Annotated in this window: 22 protein-coding genes and 1 pseudogene; 3 read left to right on the top strand and 20 right to left on the bottom strand. The window is 65.0% G+C overall.

The annotated features are described in order from the left end of the window. The 18 genes and pseudogenes from FHW64_RS31580 to benC all read right to left on the bottom strand — a co-directional run. A pseudogene (locus FHW64_RS31580) lies at positions 1–224 on the bottom strand (polyhydroxyalkanoate depolymerase); the annotation flags it as partial. Further along, the gene (locus FHW64_RS31575) at positions 214–1,017 is read right to left on the bottom strand and encodes an enoyl-CoA hydratase (RefSeq protein ID WP_184532939.1); all 804 of its coding nucleotides are present in this window, start codon (positions 1,015–1,017) and stop codon (positions 214–216) included. The pseudogene FHW64_RS31580 and the gene FHW64_RS31575, both read right to left, overlap by 11 nt. A 20-nt stretch (positions 1,018–1,037) precedes the next feature. Next, on the bottom strand, positions 1,038–2,708 hold the full coding sequence (phaC, locus tag FHW64_RS31570) for a class I poly(R)-hydroxyalkanoic acid synthase (RefSeq protein ID WP_184532914.1): 1,671 nt from the start codon (positions 2,706–2,708) through the stop codon (positions 1,038–1,040). A gap of 18 nt (positions 2,709–2,726) precedes the next feature. Further along, positions 2,727–3,092 (bottom strand): phasin family protein, encoded by a 366-nt coding sequence (locus tag FHW64_RS31565; RefSeq protein WP_184532912.1) that lies wholly within the window; start codon positions 3,090–3,092, stop codon positions 2,727–2,729. A 25-nt stretch (positions 3,093–3,117) separates the two neighbouring features. Next, on the bottom strand, positions 3,118–3,552 hold the full coding sequence (locus tag FHW64_RS31560) for a MaoC family dehydratase (protein ID WP_184532910.1): 435 nt from the start codon (positions 3,550–3,552) through the stop codon (positions 3,118–3,120). Between the two features lie 24 nt (positions 3,553–3,576). Continuing rightward, a complete protein-coding gene (locus tag FHW64_RS31555; RefSeq protein WP_184532908.1) occupies positions 3,577–7,140 on the bottom strand; it encodes an indolepyruvate ferredoxin oxidoreductase family protein in 3,564 nt (1,187 codons plus the stop codon). 53 nt (positions 7,141–7,193) lie between these two features. Continuing rightward, the gene (locus FHW64_RS31550; RefSeq protein ID WP_184532906.1) at positions 7,194–7,385 is read right to left on the bottom strand and encodes a 2-hydroxymuconate tautomerase; all 192 of its coding nucleotides are present in this window, start codon (positions 7,383–7,385) and stop codon (positions 7,194–7,196) included. Positions 7,386–7,399: 14 nt separating this feature from the next. Then, a complete protein-coding gene (gene dmpH / locus FHW64_RS31545) occupies positions 7,400–8,191 on the bottom strand; it encodes a 2-oxo-3-hexenedioate decarboxylase (protein WP_184532904.1) in 792 nt (263 codons plus the stop codon). A 17-nt stretch (positions 8,192–8,208) separates the two neighbouring features. Further along, a complete protein-coding gene (gene dmpE / locus FHW64_RS31540) occupies positions 8,209–8,991 on the bottom strand; it encodes a 2-oxopent-4-enoate hydratase (RefSeq protein WP_184532902.1) in 783 nt (260 codons plus the stop codon). 183 nt (positions 8,992–9,174) lie between these two features. Beyond that, positions 9,175–10,638, bottom strand: a complete 1,464-nt coding sequence (locus tag FHW64_RS31535) for a 2-hydroxymuconic semialdehyde dehydrogenase (RefSeq protein WP_184532900.1) — start codon at positions 10,636–10,638, stop codon at positions 9,175–9,177. Positions 10,639–10,654: 16 nt separating this feature from the next. Continuing rightward, positions 10,655–11,086, bottom strand: coding sequence for a heme-binding protein (locus FHW64_RS31530; protein ID WP_184532898.1), 432 nt, complete (start codon positions 11,084–11,086; stop codon positions 10,655–10,657). Next, on the bottom strand, positions 11,086–12,033 hold the full coding sequence (locus FHW64_RS31525) for a catechol 2,3-dioxygenase (RefSeq protein WP_184532895.1): 948 nt from the start codon (positions 12,031–12,033) through the stop codon (positions 11,086–11,088). Before FHW64_RS31525 ends, FHW64_RS31530 begins: the two co-directional genes overlap by 1 nt. Further along, positions 12,034–12,345 (bottom strand): 2Fe-2S iron-sulfur cluster binding domain-containing protein, encoded by a 312-nt coding sequence (locus FHW64_RS31520; protein WP_311733412.1) that lies wholly within the window; start codon positions 12,343–12,345, stop codon positions 12,034–12,036. Positions 12,346–12,377: 32 nt separating this feature from the next. Next, the gene (locus FHW64_RS31515; protein ID WP_184532893.1) at positions 12,378–13,754 is read right to left on the bottom strand and encodes an MFS transporter; all 1,377 of its coding nucleotides are present in this window, start codon (positions 13,752–13,754) and stop codon (positions 12,378–12,380) included. Between the two features lie 35 nt (positions 13,755–13,789). Beyond that, a complete protein-coding gene (gene antB / locus FHW64_RS31510; RefSeq protein ID WP_184532935.1) occupies positions 13,790–14,278 on the bottom strand; it encodes an anthranilate 1,2-dioxygenase small subunit in 489 nt (162 codons plus the stop codon). Beyond that, positions 14,278–15,672, bottom strand: a complete 1,395-nt coding sequence (gene antA / locus FHW64_RS31505; RefSeq protein ID WP_184532891.1) for an anthranilate 1,2-dioxygenase large subunit — start codon at positions 15,670–15,672, stop codon at positions 14,278–14,280. Before antA ends, antB begins: the two co-directional genes overlap by 1 nt. A 32-nt stretch (positions 15,673–15,704) precedes the next feature. Continuing rightward, entirely contained in the window at positions 15,705–16,145 is a 441-nt protein-coding gene (locus tag FHW64_RS31500) for a bacteriohemerythrin (RefSeq protein ID WP_184532889.1), read from the bottom strand. A gap of 34 nt (positions 16,146–16,179) precedes the next feature. Then, entirely contained in the window at positions 16,180–17,199 is a 1,020-nt protein-coding gene (benC, locus tag FHW64_RS31495) for a benzoate 1,2-dioxygenase electron transfer component BenC (protein WP_184532881.1), read from the bottom strand. Between the two features lie 259 nt (positions 17,200–17,458). Between benC and FHW64_RS31490 the strand changes: the two genes are divergently transcribed. The 3 genes from FHW64_RS31490 to FHW64_RS31480 all read left to right on the top strand — a co-directional run bounded on the left by FHW64_RS31490 (position 17,459) and on the right by FHW64_RS31480 (position 20,508). Continuing rightward, positions 17,459–18,370 carry a bestrophin family protein gene (locus FHW64_RS31490; RefSeq protein WP_184532879.1) on the top strand — a complete coding sequence of 304 codons (912 nt, stop codon included), beginning with the start codon at positions 17,459–17,461 and terminating at the stop codon, positions 18,368–18,370. Positions 18,371–18,500: 130 nt separating this feature from the next. Beyond that, a complete protein-coding gene (locus tag FHW64_RS31485) occupies positions 18,501–19,376 on the top strand; it encodes an alpha/beta hydrolase (RefSeq protein ID WP_260306512.1) in 876 nt (291 codons plus the stop codon). 118 nt (positions 19,377–19,494) lie between these two features. Beyond that, positions 19,495–20,508 carry an AraC family transcriptional regulator gene (locus FHW64_RS31480; RefSeq protein ID WP_184532877.1) on the top strand — a complete coding sequence of 338 codons (1,014 nt, stop codon included), beginning with the start codon at positions 19,495–19,497 and terminating at the stop codon, positions 20,506–20,508. Between the two features lie 5 nt (positions 20,509–20,513). On the opposite strand, the gene FHW64_RS31475 is transcribed toward FHW64_RS31480, so the two are convergent. Both FHW64_RS31475 and FHW64_RS31470 read right to left on the bottom strand, forming a co-directional pair. Continuing rightward, positions 20,514–20,909 (bottom strand): hypothetical protein, encoded by a 396-nt coding sequence (locus FHW64_RS31475; protein WP_184532875.1) that lies wholly within the window; start codon positions 20,907–20,909, stop codon positions 20,514–20,516. Then, positions 20,896–21,090: a hypothetical protein gene (locus FHW64_RS31470; RefSeq protein ID WP_184532873.1), complete on the bottom strand. Its 195-nt coding sequence runs from the start codon at positions 21,088–21,090 to the stop codon at positions 20,896–20,898. The genes FHW64_RS31475 and FHW64_RS31470 overlap by 14 nt, the downstream gene beginning before the upstream one ends. Positions 21,091–21,161: the final 71 nt, after the last annotated feature.

The following is a 21,161-nucleotide window of genomic DNA, read 5'->3' as shown; positions in this document are numbered from 1 at the left end:
ACTTCGATGCTCTCGTGGATCACCACATCGCGATCGCCGACCTTGACGGTCTTGATGCCGAACTCGGGCTTTTCGTAGTCCTTGCCGAGGCGGTAGAGAAGGTCGTAGCCGGCGGCCAGCGGTTGCGCGTGCGGCACCTGGCCGTAGAGCCTGGCCGCGACCTGAGCAAAGTCCACGAAGGGCACGATCAAGGAGCGCTGCGCTTCGTGCAGTTCATAGAGCATCTGGATTCCTTCTCCCGAATGCCGGCTTTCTCTTTTCGAGAAACGCGGACATCCCCTCGATCTGGTCGGCCGTGCCGAACATCGCCTGGAACAACCGGCGTTCGAACATCACGCCATCGGACAGGCCCGATTCGAACGCACGGTTCACGCATTCCTTCGCAGCCATGACCGCATTGCCGCCGAGCGCGCAGATCGTCGCCGCGGCTTCCAGCGCGGTTTCGATGAGCTTGTCATCAGGAACCACGCGCGAGACCAGTCCGGCGCGTTCGGCTTCGTGCGCGTCCATCATGCGGCCGGTCAGCACCATGTCCATGGCTTTCGACTTGCCGACGGCGCGCGGCAGACGCTGCGTGCCACCCGCGCCGGGAAGAATGCCGAGCCGGATCTCGGGCTGCCCGAATCGGGCACTCTCGGCCGCGATGATGAAGTCGCACATCATCGCGAGCTCGCAGCCGCCGCCGAGCGCGAAGCCCGCGACCGCGGCGATCACCGGCTTGCGGATGCCGCGGATCGTCTCCCAGTTGCGCGTGATGAGGTCGCGTTCATACGCCGCAGCGAAATCGTGCTGCGCCAGCATGGCGACGTCGGCACCTGCCGCAAAGGCCTTCTCGCTGCCTGTGATCACGATGCAGCCGATGTGGTCGACCGCATCGCAGGCCCGCAAAGCGCTGCCGAGTTCGTCCATGAGCGCATCGTTCAGCGCGTTGAGCTGCTTGGGCCGGTTCAGCGTGATGACTGCCGTGCGCCGCGCGGTGTCGCCGTGTTCGGCAAGCTGGATGGTTTCGTAGGGCATGGGGCTTGGATTGCAGGTGTTCATTCGGCGCGCTGCTTCACGTAGCGGCCCGGAGCGTCTTCGATGGGCTTGTGCTCGTTGTTGCCGAGCCGCTTGCGCGCCGGGACCTGCTTGCCTTCGGCGCTTCGGAGCCATTGGCGCCAGTGCTTCCACCAGCTGCCCTGCATCTCCTGCGCACCGCCGAGCCATTCTTCGGCCGACTCGCCCTGAGGCCCGCCGACCCAGAAGCTGCGCTTGTCCTTCGATGCCGGATTGATCACGCCCGCGATGTGTCCACTCGCGCCGAGCACGAACTGCGACTTGCCGCCGACCAGTTGGGTCGTCCGGTAGGCCGACCGCCACGGCACGATGTGGTCTTCCTTCGTCGCGAGTACGTAGCAGGGCATGTCGATGCGGCCGAGATCCACCGGCGTCTCGCACATCGTCAGCCGCTCCGGCTCGCGAAGGTTGTTCTCCAGGTACATGTTGCGCAGGTACCAGGCGTACATCGGCCCCGGGAGGTTGGTCGCGTCGGCGTTCCAGTAGAGCAGGTCGAACGCCGCCGGGCTCTTGCCCTTGAGGTAGTTGCCAATCACGTAGGGCCAGATCAGGTCGTTGGCGCGCAGCGTCTGGAAGACGAAGCCAAGCTCCGCGCCCGGATAGATGCCGCCGCGCCCGATGGTCGCCTCGCGCTGCGACACGCCCTGCTCGTCGATGAAGACCCCGAGGTCGCCCGGCTCGGTGAAGTCGAGCATGGTCGTGAGGAAGGTCGCGCTCGCCACGCTGCGGTCACCCTGCGCGCGCAGCACTGCCAGTGCGCTCGCCAGGATGGTGCCGCCCACGCACCAGCCGACCGCATTGACCTTGTCCGCCCCGCTGACCGCCAGTGCCACTTCGATCGCGGCCATCGCCCCGAGCACCAGGTAGTCGTCCCAGGTAACGTGGCCGAGATCGGCACCCGGATTGCGCCATGAGACGAGGAACACCGTCTGCCCCTGCTCGCAGGCGTAGCGCACGAAGGAGTTCTCGGGCTGCAGGTCGAGGATGTAGAACTTGTTGATGCACGGCGGCACGATCAGCAGCGGACGCACCGCCACCTGATCGGTCAGCGGCGCGTACTGGATGAGCTGCATCAGCGGGTTCTCGTAGATCACCGAGCCTTTCGACACCGCCACGTTGCGGCCGACCTCGAATGCGCTTTCGTCGGTGATCGAGATGCGGCCTCTCTTCAGGTCGTCGGCCAACTGGTTCATGCCCGCTGTGAGGCTCGCGCCTTTCGATTCCATCGCGAGCTTCAGCACATCCGGGTTGGTCGCCGTGAAGTTCGCCGGGCTCATCGAATCGATGAACTGCCGCGTGAAGAAGCGCAGCTTGTGCTTCTCGGATGCATCGAGCTCGGCGGATTCGACTATCGCCTCGAGCAGCTTGGCGTTCAGCAGGTAGTTCTGCCTGAGCAGGCTGAACCACGGGTTGTCCTTCCAGGCGTCGCCGTGAAAGCGGCGATCACCGCGTTCGGCATCGACAACCGCTTCCGACTTCGTGCCCCCGCTGGCGAGCCAGCCGGCCCAGAGCGCCATCTGCTGTTGCCAGTAGGTCGCCTGCACATCCGCGCCGGCCGGAAGTCCCGGCGCGCCCGCGGCCTTGAGCATGCTCGCACCGGATTTGAGGAAGCCCTGGACGAATTCGTCCGGGATGTTGAATGGCGACGTCATGCTGCGCTCGCGCCGCTGCTACCTGGGCTGCAGCAGGTTCTTGACTTCCTGCGCGTGCTCGGCGGCGCGCTCGGTGATGCCCGCGATCGCACTCATCTGCGACTGGCGCGCAATCTCGGCCAGTTCTTTCACATGGCCCAGCGCCTTGCTGTACGCGGCTGCGCCGAACTCGGCGCCCTGCACGTCCTGCATGGATTCGCGGAGCATCTCCGCCTGCCTGCTGGAGATCGCCTTCAGGCCTTCGAACAGCGCCTTGTTCGCGGCCACCAGCGCGTCGATGTCCTTGCGGCGGGCCTCGACGATGGCGGAAGGATCGAGCCCGGGCAGTTGCGTCTGCTCGAGCATGCGGGCGAATTCGGCGAAGGGATCGGTGTTGGATGTCATGGATGTCTCCTTGTGTTGTCGGTGTCTAGCGGGCATGCCTCGATGTCGGCATGACGACGGCATCGCCTTCGATGACCACCTTGCCGCCCACGGTGCAGACCGTCGTCAGCGTCACGCGCTTCTTCTCCGTTGCCAGTTCCTTGACGGTCACGGTGGCATGCACCGTGTCGCCCGGCCTCACGGGTGCCTTGAAGCGCAGGTTCTGCCCTAGATAGATGGTTCCGGGCCCCGGCAGCCGCCCGGCGATCGCGGCAGAGATCACGCTCGCGCTCAGCATGCCGTGCGCGATGCGCCCCTTGAACTGCGTGGTTTGCGCGAACTCTTCGTTGATGTGCACCGCGTTGTTGTCGCCCGAGGCGGCAGCAAAGAGCACGATGTCGGCCTCGGTGATGGTCTTCGCGAAGGTCGCGTGCATGCCGGGTTCGAGGTCTTCGAAGTCGTAGCCGTTGAGTGGGTTCATGGCGTAGTGGTCCTCTGCAGTGCTTCAGGCGGCCAGCGTCTCGATTTCGCGCTCGGGCTCCGTCCAGTGCGTTTCCGGCGGGCGCAGGAATGCCTCCCTGCGCTGCGCCTCCAGTTGCGCGGCGGCGGCGATGCTCTTTTCCTTCACATGGCCGTAGCCGCGGATCTCGTCCGGCACGCTGGCCAGTGCCACTGCGGCGGCGTGATTGGCGGGCGTCAGCCGGTGCACGATCTCTTCGAGCAGCACGACGTAGTTCTGGATGAGACGGCGCTCCTCCAGCCGCTCGGCGGTGTTGCCGAAGAAGTCCAACGGACCGCCGCGCAGGCCCTTGAGCTTTGCGAGCACGCCGAACGCGGCCTTCATCCAAGGACCGAACTGCCGCTTGAGCAAATGGCCGGTCACCGGGTCACGCTTCGAAATGGTCGGCGGCGCGAGGTTGTACTTGACGCTGTAGCCATTGGGGAACATGGCATCGAGCTGCGCGAGGAAGGCCGGGTCGCTGTGCAGGCGGGCCACTTCGTACTCGTCCTTGTAGGCCATGAGCTTGTAGAGGTAGCGTGCCGCCGTCTCCGCCAGCTTGGTCGACTCCGGCGTCACACGCCGCTCGGCCGCAACCACCTTGGCGATGACGTTCGCGTAGCGCTTCGCGTAGCCCTCGTCCTGGAAGGCGATCAGCTCCGGCACGCGCACTTCCAGCAGGCGTCGCGTCTCCCCCTGTGCGCCGGTGGTGTCGACGATGGCGCGCGCAACCGGCGAGAGTTCGGGCTTCTTGCTGGAAGGTGCGTACTTCGCGATCTCGGCCAGTACATGGGCGCGATCGACCACCGCCATGCGGCCCCAGCGGAAGGCGGCCAGGCTCTGCTCGACACCGACGCCGGACGCCTGGATGGCCGCTTCGATCGACTCCGCCTTCAGCGGGATCGTGCCCGCCTGGAAGGCCACGCCCACCATGAAGTTGTTCGTCGCCATCGCATCGCCGAAGAGCCCTTCGGCCAGTGCCTGGCCGTCGAGATAGACGTTGTCCGCCTTGCGCGTCACGCGGTCGATGCCTGCAGTCAGGTCCGGCACGATCGGGAAGACGGTCTTGCGGTTCGCGATCATCTGCCCCGTCGGCGTACGCGTCGTCGACACCACCGCAATGGTGCGCTCGGGCAGGCACTTGTCGAGGTTCTTCGGATCGGTCGCGTTCAGGATGTCGAAGCCCAGGTACAGGTCCGTGCGGCCGTCGGAGATCTTGTTTGCGCCGGTGAAGGGCGCATGCGTGATCTTGATGTCGGAGATCACCGCCCCGCCCTTCTGCGCGAGGCCGGTCTGGTCGAGCCCCACGACGTGCTTGCCTTCGAGCCGCGCCGCGTTCGCGATGGTCGCGACCACCGTCACCGAGCCGGTGCCGCCGATGCCCATCACGTGGATGCCGAAACCGAAGCTGTCGTCGACCTTGTTGACCGGATCGGGCAGCACGCGGTCCAGCACCGGGATGCGGCCTTTCTTCTTTTTCTTCTTCGCGCCGTCCGCCGCAGCCGGCTCGGGGTTCGGCGTGATCGTGAGGAACGACGGGCAGAAGCCCTTCACGCACGAGAAGTCCTTGTTGCAGGAGGACTGGTGGATGCGCGTCTTGCGTCCGAACTCGGTGTCCACCGGCTCCACGCTCATGCAGTTGGACTTCACGCCGCAGTCGCCGCAACCTTCGCACACGCGTTCGTTGATGACGGTGACTTCCGCCGGCTCCTCGGCCTTGCCGCGGCTGCGCGCGCGTCGCAATTCGGCGGCGCACTCCTGGTCGTGGATCAGCACCGTGGTGCCCTCGGTCGCCGCCAGCACGCGCTGTGCCTCGTCGAGCCGGTCGCGGTGCCATACCTCGGTGCCGCCGGAGAGGGTCACGCCTTGATAGGGAACGAGGTCGTTGGTAGTGACGATCACTTTCTTCACGCCGTTGGCCAGCAGGTCGGACACCATGCTCGCGACCGGATGCGCGCCCATGATCTCTTGCCCGCCGGTCATCGAGGTGTGCGCGTTGCGCAGCAGCTTGAAGGTGATGTTGGCGTTGGTCGACGCCGCGTAGCGGATCGCGAGGCTGCCAGAGTGCGCGTAGGTGCCATCGCCCATGTTCTGGAAGATGTGCTTGGTGTCGGTGAACGGTGCCATGCCGATCCACTGCGCGCCCTCGGCACCCATGTGCGTGCCCATCACGACATTGCGGTCCATCCACATCGCCATCGTGTGGCAGCCGATGCCGGCGGAGACGATGCTGCCGTCCACGGCCTGCGTGGAGCTGTTGTGCGGGCAGCCCGAGCAATACCACGCGGTGCGCGTGGAGGTGGCCAGCTTGGCGCGGGCGTGGATCTCGTCGAGCCGCTTGAGCCAAGATTCGGCCGATTCGACACTGGCCTTGCGCGAGAGGCGCTTGGTCAGCGCACGGCCGATCACGTCGGACTCGAACTCGCCGTAGTGCGGCAGGAGCTCTTTCTCTTCTTCATCGAACTTGCCGACGATGCGCGGCGCGTTCGCCATGCCGTAGAGCACGTTCTTGGCGAACATCTCCAGGAAGGGGCGCTTCTCCTCGATGACGAAGATCTCTTCCAGCCCCTGCGCGAAGTCGCGCACGATGCTCGGCTCCATCGGGAACAGCATGCCCATCTTGAGGATGCGGATGCCATAGCGGCGCAGGGCATCGTCGTCCAGACCCAACTCCAGGAAGGCCTGGCGCAGGTCGTTGTAGGTCTTGCCGGCCGTGATGATGCCCAGCCACGCATCGCGGTTCTCGAAGACGACGTTGTTCAGCTTGTTCTCGCGCGCATAGCGCTTGGCGACTTCGAGGCGGCGCGTGTAGAGCGACTGCTCCATCTCCAGCGCTTCTGCGCGCACATTCATGCCGAGGTTCATGTTCGGCGTGAAGGGCTTGCCGTCGAACATCAGGTCCGGCGTGACGAACTTCAGCCGATCGGGCGAGACGTTGGCCGTGCCGGTGCCGTCCGCCACGTTGGTGACGATCTTCAGGCCCACCCAGAGGCCCGACAGACGCGACATGTTGTAGCCGTGCAGGCCCAGGTCGAGGATCTCCTGCACGTTGCCCGGATAGAGCGACGGCATGCCGACGTGGAACAGCATCGGCTCGGACTGGCTGCACAGCGACGAGCTCTTGCAGCTCGGGTCGTCGCCCACCACCGCGAGCACGCCGCCGTTCTTGCCGATACCGGTGTAATTGGCGTGCTTGAGCGCATCGCCGCTGCGGTCCACGCCGGGCGCCTTGCCGTACCACATGCCGGTGACGCCGTCGAACTTCTGCTTGCCGACGGTGTGCATCATCTGCGTGCCCCACACGGCCGTGGCGGCGAGGTCCTCGTTGAGGCCGTCGACGAAGCGGATGTTGTGGCCCTCCAGCAGCTTCTGCTGGCGGATCAGCGACGCATCCAGCATGCCCACGGGCGAGCCGCGATAGCCGGAGACGAACATGCCGGTCTTCAGCCCGCGACGCGCATCGGTGCGCACCTGGTCGAGCGTGAGGCGCACCAGCGCGTCGATGCCGCCGAGGTGGATCGCGCCTTCCTCCTGGGTGAAGGCGTTGAGGGTGTCTTTCTTGGTGGCCATGGAGTGTTCTTCTCTGTGTGGGGCGACTCGGATGTCGGTAGGAAGGCGCGCGTTCAGCGGCCGAGCGATTTCGCGGTTTCGCCGGCGATGCCCCAGTTCTCCTTGGGCACGTCATGGATCAGCACGCGCACGCTGGGCCGGGGCGCGTCGACCGCATCCACCAGCGCCTGCGTGACCTTCTCGATCACGGCGCGCTTCTGCTCCTCGGTGCGGCCTTCCATCATGTAGATCTGTGCAAAGGGCATCGCGCGGCTCCGGCTCAGACGAAGCGCATCGAGACAGTGCCCAGGTCCTGGAAGCGCACCGCCACGCTGTCGCCCTTCTCGACCGCGATCGCCTCGGTCACGCCGCCGGTCATGATGAAAGTGCCCGCCGGGATCTCCTGGCCGCGCGCGCCCAGGTGGTTGGCGAGCATCGCGACCGCCGCGAGCGGATGGCCGAGCACCGCCGCGCCGGCCGCCATGCTGACCACTTCGCCGTTCTTCTCCAGCACCACGCCGAGCGTGCGCAGGTCGAGCTCGGCAAGATCGCGCATGCGCCCGCCGATCACGAAGCGCGAAGCGGAGGTGTTGTCGGCAATGACGCTCTTGAGGTCGAACTTGAAGTCGCGGTAGCGCGAGTCGATGACCTCGACGGCAGGCACCACGAAGTCCGTCGCAGCCATGACTGAAGCCACATGGCAGCCGGGGCCCTTCAGCGGCGCCTTCGTAACGATGCAGATCTCCGCTTCCACCTTGGGGTGGATCAGCTGGGAGGTCTCGATGTCGCCGCCGTCGGGCCGCGCCATGTAGTCCGCAACGAAGCCGAACACCGGGCTCGTCACGCCCATCTGCTTCATCTTCGCGAAGGACGTCAGGCCCGCCTTGAGGCCGACGATCTTGTGCCCGCGACCTTCCTTCAGGCCGCGAAGCGCCTCCTGGATGGCGTAGGCGTCATCCCAGTCCATGCCGGGGTAGTCGTCGGTGATCTTGGTGACGTCGCGCGCCTGCAGTTCCGCGGCTTCGAGAAGCTCCGCGAGGCGCGTGACTTCGCTCTTGTCGAGTGTGCTCATGAGGTGTTCCTTGGCTATCAGATGAATCGCACCGAGGTGCCGCCCAGGCCGCCCACGCTGCAGTAGAGGCTGTCGCCGGCCTTCACCGGCACGAGGGGCGACTGCGAGCCCGACAGGATGATTTCGCCTGCCTTCAGGCCGATGCCGAGGCGCCCCAGCGTGTTCGCGAGCCACGCGACCGCGTTCACCGGCGAGCCCTGCACCGAGGCGCCGGTCGAGGTGCTGATGACCTCGCCGTTCTTCTCCAGCACCATGCCGGCCAGCGCGAGGTCGAGGTCGCGCGGGCTGCGGCGCTGCCCACCGAGCGTGAGCACGCCGCACGATGCGTTGTCGGCCACCGTGTCCTGGATCTTGATCTTCCAGTCCCGGATGCGCGAATCGACGATCTCGAAGCACGGCATCACGCACTCGGTGGCGCGCAGCACGTCGGCTGCGGTAACGCCGGGGCCTTCAAGATCGCGCTTGAGCAGGAAGGCCACTTCGGCCTCGGCCTTGGGCGCGATGAGGCTGTCCACGAGCACCGGCTCGCCTTCGTTGAAAACCATCGCCGACAGCAACTGGCCGAAGTCGGGCTGGTTCACCTTCAGCATGTCCATCACCATCTTGCTGGTGACGCCGATCTTCTTGCCGACCACCGTCTCGCCGGCGTCGATTCGACGCTGGATCATCCGCAGCTGGATCTGGTAGGCGTCCTCGATGCTGATGTCGGGTTCACGATCGGTGATCGGGTCGATCGGCTTGCACTCAACGAGCGCGTCATAGAGCGCATCGCCGTAGCTTTCAATTTTTCTTGCTTCCATGTTTCGTCTTCCTCAGTTATCCATTGCGCAGCGCGCCACCCGCATCGCATGAACCAAGCCGGCCCGCGAAGCGAGGCCCGTTCGGAGAATCCCGCGGAACCGGCTTCGCCGGGCCGCAGGGATTGCCCCCGGAGAGGGGGTGGAGAGCGACACGAAGTGCGCGAGCCTGGGGGTGAGCTTCATTCAGTACTTGACCATCACGTTGCGAAGCTCTGTGTAGAACTCGAGCGAGTGCACGCCTCCCTCGCGACCGATGCCCGACTGCTTGGAGCCGCCGAACGACGTGCGCAGGTCGCGCAGGAACCAGCTGTTGATCCAGCACAGGCCCACTTCGATCGCGGCCGCCAGACGCATCGCGCGACTGATGTCCTGCGTGTGGATCGACGTGGCCAAGCCGTAGCGATTGGCGTTGACCATGTTCAGCACTTCCTCTTCGGTGTTGAAGGGCTGGATGTGGCAGCACGGGCCGAAGATCTCTTCGGTGACGACGGTGGCGGTTTCCGGCAGGCCGGTCCAGATCGTCGGCTGCACCCAGCAGCCGTCCTTCAGGTCGGCCGGCATGTCGGGGATGCCACCGCCGGTCACGATGGTGGCGCCCTCTTCCTTGGCCTTCTCATAGAGGCCGAGCACCTTCTTCTGGTGGACCTTGCTCACCAGCGGGCCGATCTTCGTTTCCTTGTCGAACGGGCGGCCCGGCTTCATGGCTTCGGCCTGTGCCTTGAGCGCCTGCACGAACTTGTCGAAGATCGGGCGCTGCACATACACGCGCTCCGTGCCCAGGCAGACCTGGCCGGCGTTTTCGAAGCACGAGCGTGTCACCGTGGCCACTGCGTTGTCGAAATCACAGTCGGCGAACACCAGCGCAGCGTTCTTGCCGCCAAGTTCAAGCGACACGGGGCGGATGCCGTCGGCGCCCGCCTTCATGATCGCGGTGCCGGTCTTCGTTTCCCCGGTGAAGGTGATGCCGTTGACCTGCGGATGCGAGGTCAGGAAAGAGCCGGCCGAATCCACGCCGAAGCCGTTCACGACGTTGTAGACGCCCTTGGGCACGCCGACCTTGTTCATCACCTCACCCAGCAGCGTGGCGGTGCTCGGCGTGGCTTCCGACGGCTTGACGACCACGGTGTTGCCACAGGCGAGCGCAGGGCCAGCCTTCCAGGTCATCAGCAAGAGCGGCAGGTTCCAGGGGCAGATGATCGCGATCACGCCGCGCGGCACGCGCACGCCGTAGCTGCGCGCGGTCTTGCCGTCGGGTGTGCGCATCTCGAACGATTCGGTCGAGGCGTTCTTGATGGTGTCGGTAAAGATCTGGAAGTTGGCCGCGCCACGCGGAATGTCCACGTGGGAGGCCAGGTGCGCAGGCTTGCCGGTGTCGGCGATCTCGGCCTGCAAAAAGTCGTCGAAGCGGTGGTTGATCTCGGCCACCAGCCCATCGAGCATGGCGCAGCGCTCCACGACCGACAGCTTGCCCCAGGGGCCGCGCAGCGCCGCATGGGCTGCCGCAACAGCGGCATCGACCTCCGGCTTGCCGGCCTCGTAGACCATGCCGATGAGCGAGTTGTCGACCGGGTTGCGCTTCTCGTAGGTCTTGCCGCTGAGGTTCTTGACGTACTCGCCGTTGATGAAATTCAGAATGTCCTTGCTCATTTCGCTTTCCTTCGATTCAGGTCGTCATGGCCATAACGGTAAGCCCGGCTCGCGCGCAGGCTTCGTCTTCCAGTTCGGAGCCGCCAGAGACGCCGATGCCGCCGATCAGCCGCCCCTCGTGCTCGATCGGCAGGCCTCCGCCGAAGCACACCATTCGCGGGCGCATCGGGATGCCGTCGCGCACCGCCGACGAGTGCTTGTCGAGTGCGTCGGTCCAACCGCTGGTGGGCATCCCGAAACTCGCGGCCGTGTAGGCCTTGTCGATCGCGATGTCGATCGAGTGCAGGAAGGCACCGGGCATGCGCAGGAACGACACCAGGTTGCCGCCCGCATCGACGACGGCGACGTTGACCCGGATGCCGGCCTCCTCGGCCCAGTGCACGGCCGCCTGCACCATCGCCGAGGCGAACTCCCAGTGCGGCGTTTGGGTGGGCACGCTGATCCTCATCAGGTGAACACCGACAGGAAGGCTTCGTTGAGCTGGCGGTCGTGATAGAAGATCGCCGGCCCCAGCGTCTCGTCGAACCAGGTGATCGCCGGCTTGTCCGGGTAGAAGATGTAGCCGCCCGAAAACACCTCGTTGCGATTGCCCGAGGGATCGAAGAAGTAGATGGTCTCGCCGCGCGTGATGCCGTGCCGCGTCGGGCCCAGGTCGATCGAGGTCTTCGTGCGCGAGAGGATGTCCGCCGCGCGCAGCACCTTCTCCCAGCTGCCCAGCTCGAACGATGCGTGGTGCAGCTTGCCCTTGACCGGCTGGCGGATGAAGGCCACGTCGTGCGCCTTGTTCGAGCAACTCAGGAACGCGGCGATCATGAAGTTCTTGTCCGCGGTGGTCATCACGCGCTCGGCCAGGCTGAAGCCGAGCACTTCGGTGAAGAGCTTGACCGTGCCGTCGAGGTCGTCGCCATACAGCAGGCAGTGGTCGAAGCGCGAAGGCGCGATGCCCTTGAGGCCTTCGGGCCACGGATCGGGGTTGATGTCGGGACCGTCCGTGCCGCAGTTGTTGCCGACCTTGCCCTTGTCGGCATACAGCTCCATCACGTGGCCCGTGGGCACCGTGAAGCGGAAGCGCTCGCCGGTGTGCAGATGCTCGCCGGCCGCGATCCACTGGAGGTCGCTGGCCAGTCCAGACGCTTCCACATCGGCGGCGAGCTTCTTCAGCGTCGCTGCCGAATCCACCTTCCAGCCCATGTAGTCCATGCCCGCCTCGTCGGCCTCGCGCAGCACCAGGCTGTGGTGATCGTGCTCATCCCAGGCCTTGAGGTAGACGCGGCCCTGTTCGTCGCGGCCGGTTTCCACCAGGCCCAGCACGTCGACATAGTGCTTGAGGGCCGGCCCCATTTCGAGCACGCGGATTGCCACGTGTCCGGGGCGTAATACTCCAGTGAGCGCCATTCATATCTCCTTGTTCGAACCAACTTGTCGCGCCTCCACGGCGCGTGCCATCTTTCCAACCACGTCCACCCGCAAGTCGCTTCGCGGATAGATCCTGCAGGCGAGCGCGTAGCCTTCCTGCTCTTCGTCGGCCGCGATCACTGCGCGGCTCATCTTTCTGCGGTCCACTTCGCCTTCGATCACGCGCACCTTGCAGACGCCGCAGCCGCCGTTCCGGCATCCCACCGGGATGCCCTTGCGTCCGAGCTGCTCCATGCCGGCGAGCAGGTTGCGTTCATGGGTGCATCGGAAGGTCTCGCCGGTGTTGGTCACCTGGATCAGGTGACCGCCTGTCGCCTGCGGGATCACTGCCGTACGGGCGAGCGCTTGAGACCCAGCCCGTCATCGATCTCCGCCCGTGCGTACTCCTGGTGCAGTGAGGCCGAGCGGCTGTGCTGGATCAGCATGGTCGCCACCGCCGCAAGCACCGCGGGCACCGCGATCGCGAAGAAGTTCAGCTCCAGCGGCATCTCCATGCCGACCAGCACACCGATCACGATGGGCGCGATGATTGCGCCCGCACGGCCCACGCCGAGCATCAGGCCCACGCCGGTCGAGCGCAGCGACATCGGATAGAACTGGCTGGCATAGGCAGAGTTGACGATCTGCGTGCCGATGGTCGAGGCACCCGCGAGAGCCACCACCGCATAGAGCCAGGCCGTGTCCATCTTCTGTCCGAGCAACACGATCGACACTGCGGCCAGGATGAACATCGCCACCTGCACCCACTTGATGTGCAGCTTGTCGGCCAGCCAGCCGCCGCCGATGGCACCGGCAACCGCGCCGATGTTCAGCACAAGCACGAAGGTCAGCGCCGAGCCCAGGCTGTAGCCCGCCTGCGCCATCAGCTTCGTCAGCCACGAGCTGAGCGCGTACACCATGAAGAGGCACATGAAACAGGCGACCCAGAACATCACCGTGCTGAAACCGCGCCCGTCGTGGAAAAGCTGGCGGATCGGCGCGGCGCTCGTCTTGTCTTCCTTCGGCAGCGAGAACCGGTCGCCGTTCTGCGGCAGGTGGCTGGGCGACATCTGCATGACGATGCGCTGCAACTCCTGCGTGCGCCCCTTGTTGATGAGGTAGGCCATCGACTCCGGCATCGACTTCAGGATCGCCGGGATCAGCAGGATCGGCAGGCCCGCGGCGAAGAACACCGATTGCCAGCCGAACGATTCAATCATCCCCTTGCCCAGCAGCGCGGCGATCATCCCGCCGACCGAATAGCCGCTGAACATCAGCGTGACCATGGTGCTGCGGATCTTGCGCGGCGAGTATTCGGTCATCTGCGCGATGACGTTCGGCATGACCCCGCCGATGCCCACGCCCGCCATGAAGCGCGTGACGCTGAAGGCGATCGGGTCTTTCGTCATGCCCGCAGCGGCGGTGAACACGCTGAACAGCAGGATGCAGACCGAGATGGTCCACCGCCGGCCGATGCGCTCCGAGATCGTGCCGAAGAAAACGTTGCCGAACATCATCCCGAAGAGTGCCGAGCTCACCATGAAGCCGGCGTTGGTGGGGCTCACGCCCATCTCCTTCATGATCGAAGGCAGCGCGATGCCGACGACCGCAAGGTCGTAGCCGTCGAACACGATGATGAGCGCGCACCACAGCAGCACGATCGCGTGGAAGCCGTTGAAGCGCGCCTCATCGGCGATCTTCTGTACGTCGAGTTGTCGCATGAATGTCTCCTCTTTTTTCTCGTTCGACGGGCGGCTCAGACGTGATAGAAGTCCAGCACCGAATCGATGGTGTCGTTGTGGATCACGACGTGCTTCTTCAGGATCACCCAGCTGAAGCCGGCGGGCCTGAGTCGATAGGTCGCGTCGCCGTGGAAGGTCGACGTCTGGCCGAAGCGGTAGACGTAGGTCACCCACTTGGCCTTCGCTTCGAGCTGCGAGTCGGAGACTTCCTGGATCGTCACGTTGCTCACCAGGTGCAGCGTGCGCGGCATCGGCGTCGATGCAGCCGACTTGCCAGTGCCGATGCGGAACACGCGGTCTTCGAGGCCGGCGCGGTTCGCGTAGTACATGAGCGACATGCCGCGCTTCGGGTCGGTGGTGTAGACATGCTCCGAATCCCACTGCGGAATGTGGAGCTCCGAGTTCTCGTCGAACAGCTCCAGGTAGTCCACCCACTCACGGCGGTCGCACAGGTCCGCCTTGCGGTAGAGGAACTGTTCGACGCTCTTTTGCAGCTCGCCCATCATTGCTTTGCTCCTTGTGCGTTGCGGGTCTTGGCATCGAGGCCCCTGAGCAGCGACTCGCGCCATGCGCCGTGCTGGTTCGCGTAGAGGCCTTCGTGGGTCAGCTCGGCGCCGGTGAGCACCGGCCGGATGCCTAGGGTCTCGGCATTCGGGGTGGTGCCCTTGATCCACTTGTCGCAGCCGCGCGAGATGTCGTTCCATCGCTCCACGCGGCCCTGGAAGCCGCGCTGCGCCTCGCGGAACTCGGTGAGGTCGTCCGGCGTGCCCATGCCGGAGACGTTGAAGAAGTCCTCGAACTGGCGGATGCGGTTCTCGCGGTCCGCGTCGGACTCACCCTTGACGCCAATGCACTGGCTCAGGATCTCGGTCTTGTTCCACGCGACCGGACGGATGATCCGAAGCTGCGAGCTGATCTGGTCCATGAAGAACAGGCTCGGATAGATGTTCAGGTTGCGCAGCCGGTGCATCATCCACTCGGCTTTCTTCTGGCCGTACTCGCGCACCAGGCGCGGCATCACCGTGGCGTAGCCCGGACGCACTTCGGGGTTCGGCATTTCGCTGAACAGCACGCTGTGGCCGTTCGGGAAGGAGAACCAGCCGTCGTCCGTGGCGTCGTCGCCCGCGCCCAGCTTGCGGTAGTCGAGCGTGTTGTTGTCGGCCACACCCTTCTTGGCGTTGATCTCGGCGCGGTGCTGCACCGTGGCCACATAGTTGTAGTGCACCGTGCTCACGTGATAGCCGTCGAGGCCGTTCTCGTTCTGCAGCTTCCAGTTGCCCGCGAAGGTGTAGTGGCCCTTGCCGGGCAGCACTTCGAGTTCGCCGGTGGGCGACTGCGCGACCATCAGGTCGAGGAAGACCTTCGCATCGCCGAGGTAGTCCTCCAGCGACATCGTTCCCTCGTTGTCGAGGTTCACGAACACGAAGCCCTTGTAGCTCGCGATGCGTGCCTTCTTGAGGTTGCGCGACGTGAGGTCGAAGCCTTCCGGATATTCCGAGGGCGCCTTGACCTTGAGCAACCGGCCGTCCGAGCGGAAGGTCCAGGCGTGGAACGAGCACACGAAGGTCGACTGGTGTCCGCGGCTCACGCGGGTCAGCGTCGCGCCACGGTGCGCGCAGGCATTGACCAGCGCATTGAGCTGCCCGTTGCCGTCACGCGTGATGATCAGCGGCTGCCGACCCGCCTGCATGGTCACGAAGTTGTGCGGCTTGCTGATCTCGCTCTCGTGGCAGGCGTAGATCCAGTTCTTCTCGAAGATCATCTCCATCTCGAGCTCGAACAGTTCGGGCTCGGTGAACATGGCGCGCGCCACGCGATAGATGTTCTCTTCCGGGCGAAAGTCCAGGCAACCTGCGACGAACTCTCGCCAATCGTCTGCTGATCTTGCAATCGACATGGTGTCTCCGTTGATGAAATGTTGTGTGCGTGTCAGGCGTGCCGCATCGACCGGCGCAGCACCACCGGCGCGCCGTTGGCGACCTTCTTCGTGATCCAGGTCGAAAGGGCCGAATCCATGTAGTCGGTGTGTCCGGGGAACCAGTCGGCCAGCGCCCGGGCCAGGTCGCGGCCGGTCTCGATGTCGCCGTCGGCGACGAGTGCACGGACCTCGCGCACCGAGGCGAGCACCCGTTCGTGCTCCTCGACGTGGCAGTCGCGCACCGGATAGCCGAACTGGTCCATCAGCCGCTGCTCGGTGGCAAAGTGCGCTTCCACGTGAACGGCGAAGCGCTCGAGGATCGATGCGAAGGCGTCGTCCCCAGCGCCCAGCATTGCGTCCACCAGTTCCACGAACTCGTGGTGCGTGTCGTCCATCGCCTGATGACCGACCAGGTAACGGTCGTCCCACGCGAAATCAATCGCGACGTTCATCGATACGTCCTTCCGGAATGGAGCAGGAGATGCGCTAGCCGATGCTTGCGGCGAACTTCTCGAAGTGGAACGAGGCCGACTTCACGTTGACGTCGCGCAGGTACTTGGCGACCGCTTCGACCATCGGCGGCGGACCGCAGAGATAGATATCCACCTCGCCGTCGTTCAGGTGCCCAGGCTCGATGTGATGTGTGACATAACCCTTCTTCGGCTGCTCGCTGTTCGCATCCACCACGCACACCCCGAAGCTGAAGTTGGGAATGAGCCGTGTGTAGGCCTCGAGCTTTTCCGTCTCCACGATGTCGCGATCCATGTTGACGCCGTAGAGGAGATGAATCGGATGCGCACTGCCGCCTGCTGCGACGATCTTGTCGAGCATCGCGAGGAATGGCGCGAGTCCGGTGCCGCCGGCCAGCATCAGCAGCGGCCGCTGGATGGCGCGCAGATAGAAGCTGCCGAACGGGCCGGTGAGCCACAGGCGCACGCCGGGCTTGGCGCGCTGGCTCAGGAAGCCACTCATCAGCCCACCCGGCACGTTGCGGATCAGGAACGACACGGTGTCGCTGCCCGTCGCAAGCGAGCTGAACGAGTACGCGCGCTGGCGCTGCTCTTCACCGGGCACCTGCAGGTTCGCGTATTGCCCCGGCAGGAACACGAGGTCCTTCAGGCCTTCGCCGCGCAGAACCAGCGAGAAGGTGCTGTCGGAGAGCTTGCGCACTTCGACGATCTCGGTCTCGTAGCTCTCCTGCTTGGTGTTGCACGCGCTCGAGTCGGTCGGCAAGAGCAGCACGCAATCGGTCTTGGGGCGCATCTGGCAGGCCAGCGCAAAGCCGTTGTCGGCTTCATCCTTGCTGAGTGCGTCCTCGATGTAGTCGCCCAGCGAATAGTCACCGGACTCCACGCGGCACTTGCAGGTCGAGCAGGCGCCCTCTCTGCAGTCCATCGGGATGCTGATGCCCTGGCGGTAAGCGGCATCGACGACGGACTCAGCACCGCTGCATTGGATGAAGCGCGTCACGCCGTCTTCGAAGTTGAGCGCAATGTTGTAGCTCACAGACCTGTCTCCGTATCGTGGGAAGCAACGTGGCTGTCAGTGCGACCACGGTGCCGTTTTGTATGGAGCCAAGTCTAGGAACGCGAGGTGATGCGATCTATCCGCAATCTGCCGTGCGACGAATGTGCGGAATCCGTTTCTTGCAATCGCTGCGATCGACTGGTCGCGGCTTGCAATGCGACGCGTGCGGAGTGTCCATTTCTTGCGGAAGCACTGCAGCTCGGATGCCAGCCGGCGTTCGCGTCCCTACAGTCCCCGAATGATTGTTCTGCAGCGTCCTCACGGCATCCGGCTCTTCTTCGTCCTCAAGGGATCGGTGCTCCGGAACATCGCGCCCGCCATCGCGACCTGTACCGCTCTGGCGTTGGCAGTTACGCTGTCGCGCGGCGTGCTGTTCAACTGGAAGGTCACGCTCACCGCTGTTCCGTTCTCCATCATCGGACTGGCGCTGTCGATCTTTCTGGGCTTTCGCAACAGCGCTGCATTCGATCGCTACTGGGAAGCGAGAAAGCTCTGGGGTGAGCTCATTCATCGATCGCGCAGCCTCGCGCGACAGGCGCTGACTTTCTGCCGGTCCGACGATTTCGCCGAGCCGCTGATCCGTCGCAGCGTCGCGTTCGCGCACGCCTTGCGTCACCAGCTTCGCGGCAGCGATGCGCGAGGCGACGTCGAACCCTTCCTCTCCAACGTAGAAGCGAAGGCGTTTGCCGATTCGCGCCTCGGCACCGCCTTCCTGCTCCGCCGCATGGGCGTCGACGTGGCTGCGGCGATGCATGAGGGCCGGCTCGATCCGCGCCTCGCCGCGCAGATCGACGAAACCCTCTCGGCCATGACTGCGGTGGCCGCGGGATGCGAGCGCATCAAGTCGACGCCGATACCCTTCGTCTACACGCTGCTGCTGCACAGGACCGCGACGCTCTTCTGCTTTCTGCTGCCCTTCGGCCTCGTGGATCTCATCGGCTACATGACGCCGGTGGTGGTGGCCTTCGTTTCCTACACCTTCTTCGGACTCGCGGCGGTGGGCGACGAGATCGAAGACCCCTTTGGCACCGAACCGCATCACCTGCCGCTGGACGCGCTGTGCCGCACGATCGAGATCGATGCGCTCGAAGCCCTGGGCAAGCAGCCGCTTCCGCCCGCGCTCCAGCCCGTCGACTTCCGGCTGACCTGAACCTGCCGCGCACGGAAGCAAGGAGTGGATGGCTGACCGCGCCCGCCGTGCAGATTTCGGATAGCTCCGCGGGCGCATACCCCTAGACTGCGGTCAACCTTCCATCACTCCCTATCCCACGAGACCAACCATGTGGATGCCACCCCTCTACAGAGACTTCAAGCAGCAGGCCGAGATCGATGCACAGTACGGCACGCAGCAATGGATCCCCGACGCACCGGCCCAGGCGCGCCACTTCGTCGAGCGCAGCGCCTTTGCGCGCGAAAGCCTCCGGTGCACGCTCGACGTGCCATTCGGTCCGACGCTTGACGAGACGCTCGACATCTTTCACGCCGACCAGCCGAACGCACCGGTGTTCGTTTTCATCCACGGCGGCTACTGGCGCGCCAACACCTCCAAGGAGTTCAGCTGCGTCGCGCTCGGCCCCCAGGCCCGCGGATTCACGACCGTGGTGGTCAACTACTCGCTCTGCCCCAAAGTCGGCATCGACGAAATCACGCGGCAGACGCGCGCGGCCGTCGCCTGGGTGGTTCGCAACATTGCGAACCATGGCGGCGATCCCGATCGGATCGCACTCGGCGGTCATTCCGCAGGCGGTCACCTCACCGCGATGTGCCTGCAGACGCCGTGGCAAGAGGAATACGGCCTTCGGCGTGATCCGATCAAGGCGGCGGTCCTGGTGAGTGGCCTCTACGACCTGGAGCCGCTGCGCTACAGCTACCTGCAGCCGCTGATCCAGCTCGACGATCGACTGGTGCGGCGTTACTCGCCGCTGTTCGCGGTGCGCGACTGCGCCACGCCGGCATTGATCACCTGGGGCGGCGCGGAGTCCGACGAGTTCGCAAGGCAATCCGCGAGCTTCCACGCAGCCTGGGGCGCGGCCGGCAATCGCTCGGAGCTGATCCCGCAGGAAGGCGCACACCACTTCTCGGCGATCCACGGCTTCGAGCATTCGTCCAGCCAGCTCTGCGAATGGCTGACACACGCGATGGGCGTCGACAGGTAGCCTGACAGGCCGTTTCTTGCTGGGGCGGGTTTCGGGACTATCCGTTTCTTGCAGTCCAGAGTGGGATCGAGGGTTCATTCGCCTTCGCGGCGTGCATCCCCGGTGTAAGAATTTTGTGATGCCGATCTCGACCAAGGCCGAAGTTCTTTCGCCCCTCTATCGCAACTGCCTCTTCAAGTCCGACGAGCGGGTGACCGCGCACGACCATGTGAGCCGCGAATTGGCCGAGCATGTTCTGCGCTGGAAGAGCGGCATGCCGGACGTGGCCATGTTCAAGGGCCACCTGAACCGCCTCAGCATGTACCTGTTGCGATACGGCGCGGAGGTCGAGGTCACGCCCAGTCCATTCGATGACTTTTCATTGGTCCATACCTCGCTGGTGGGCGGTGCGGAAATCGAGGTCGACGGGCAGAAGCTGGTCATCGCCGAAGGACGGACCGGCGTCCTCACCCCGCAGCAGAAGGTGCGGCTTCGCTGGTATCCGGGCACGCAGCAGCTCATCCTGAAGGTGCCGCACGCGGTGTTGCGGGAGCTGGCCCAGCTCGACGAAGCGGAGAGCACCGAGCTGGTGCCGGGCTTTCTCATCGAACGCGGACACGGCTCCCAGTGGGATCTGCTCACCCATTCGCTGCTGAACGTGATGAGCCTGCCCGCCGGCACGACGCTGGACAAGGCGTGGCTCGATCACTTCGAGCGCAACGTCGCGCTCTTTCTGCTGGCGCACCAGACGCGCGACGGGCGTCCCCGCCCCGAACTGGGCCTCCAGACGGTGCAGCCGACCGACAAGGACTCCTCATCGGCCGCGGGCGATTCGCGCCGCATGAACATGCTGCTGGAGTACATGGACGCCCGTCTGGGCGCACCGCTCTCGCTGGAGGACCTGGCGAGCGCGGCGGGCGTCAGCATCCGCACCATCAACGAGCTGTGCCATCGTCACTACGGCGTGACACCGATGGAGCTGCTGCGCAACCTGCGCCTCGACGCGGTTCGCTCGCGCCTGCGTACGCAGCCGGACCTGAGCATCACCGAGACCGCACTGACCTTCGGCTTCGGCCACCTCGGACGCTTCTCGGCCTACTACTTCGATCGCTTCGGCGAGCTCCCGCGCCAGACGCAGGCGCGGCCCGAATAGCCGCATCACGGCAGGCGGCGCAGCGATTCACAAAGTGCCGTTCCCTGCAGCCGCGAGGCCTCCGCGGCGTCCAGCAGGATCGACGCGCGGACGACGTCCGCAGGGCCTTCGCACTCGCTGATCGGTCCGTGCAGCCACACGGCGGCATCCGGGCGATGCCCCTCCATCGCGATCACATCGAGCGCCACATCCCGTTCCAGTTCACCCAGCCCGGGTAGCAGCGCCACGGTGATGTCGATGCGCGGCCGCCAGTACTGGTCGAGCGCCGCGAGGAGCGACAGGTCGGTGCCGAACATCAGCCAAGCCCTGGGCTCGATCCAGGAGGTCAGCAACTCCTCGATCAACGCGTCGGCCTGCCGCTCGGGGACGCCGAACATCACAACGACCTCAATGGGCTTCACGAAGGTCTCTCGCGCGGATCTCTTCCATCAGTTCCACCTGAAAGCGGCGCGCCAGTGCGGCGAGCGCAAGCAGCCGCTCCGCGTTCTCCTCGCAGGTCTCGCGTGGCAGTGCATCGCATCCGCGGAGCGCCTCGGGCTCCTGCGTCCTGCGTGCGGTGACGTCTAGTCTTGTCTCCTTCATCTGCCCTTCCTCTGCGGCGGCTGGTCGTCCCAGTCTAGGGAGGGGGTCGCGCGGAAACTATCCGCTTTCTG

The sequence above is a fragment of the Variovorax sp. Sphag1AA genome (assembly GCF_014192575.1).
Taxonomy (GTDB): Bacteria; Pseudomonadota; Gammaproteobacteria; order Burkholderiales; family Burkholderiaceae_C; genus Variovorax.
This window is presented reverse-complemented; position numbering and strand designations above follow the sequence as displayed.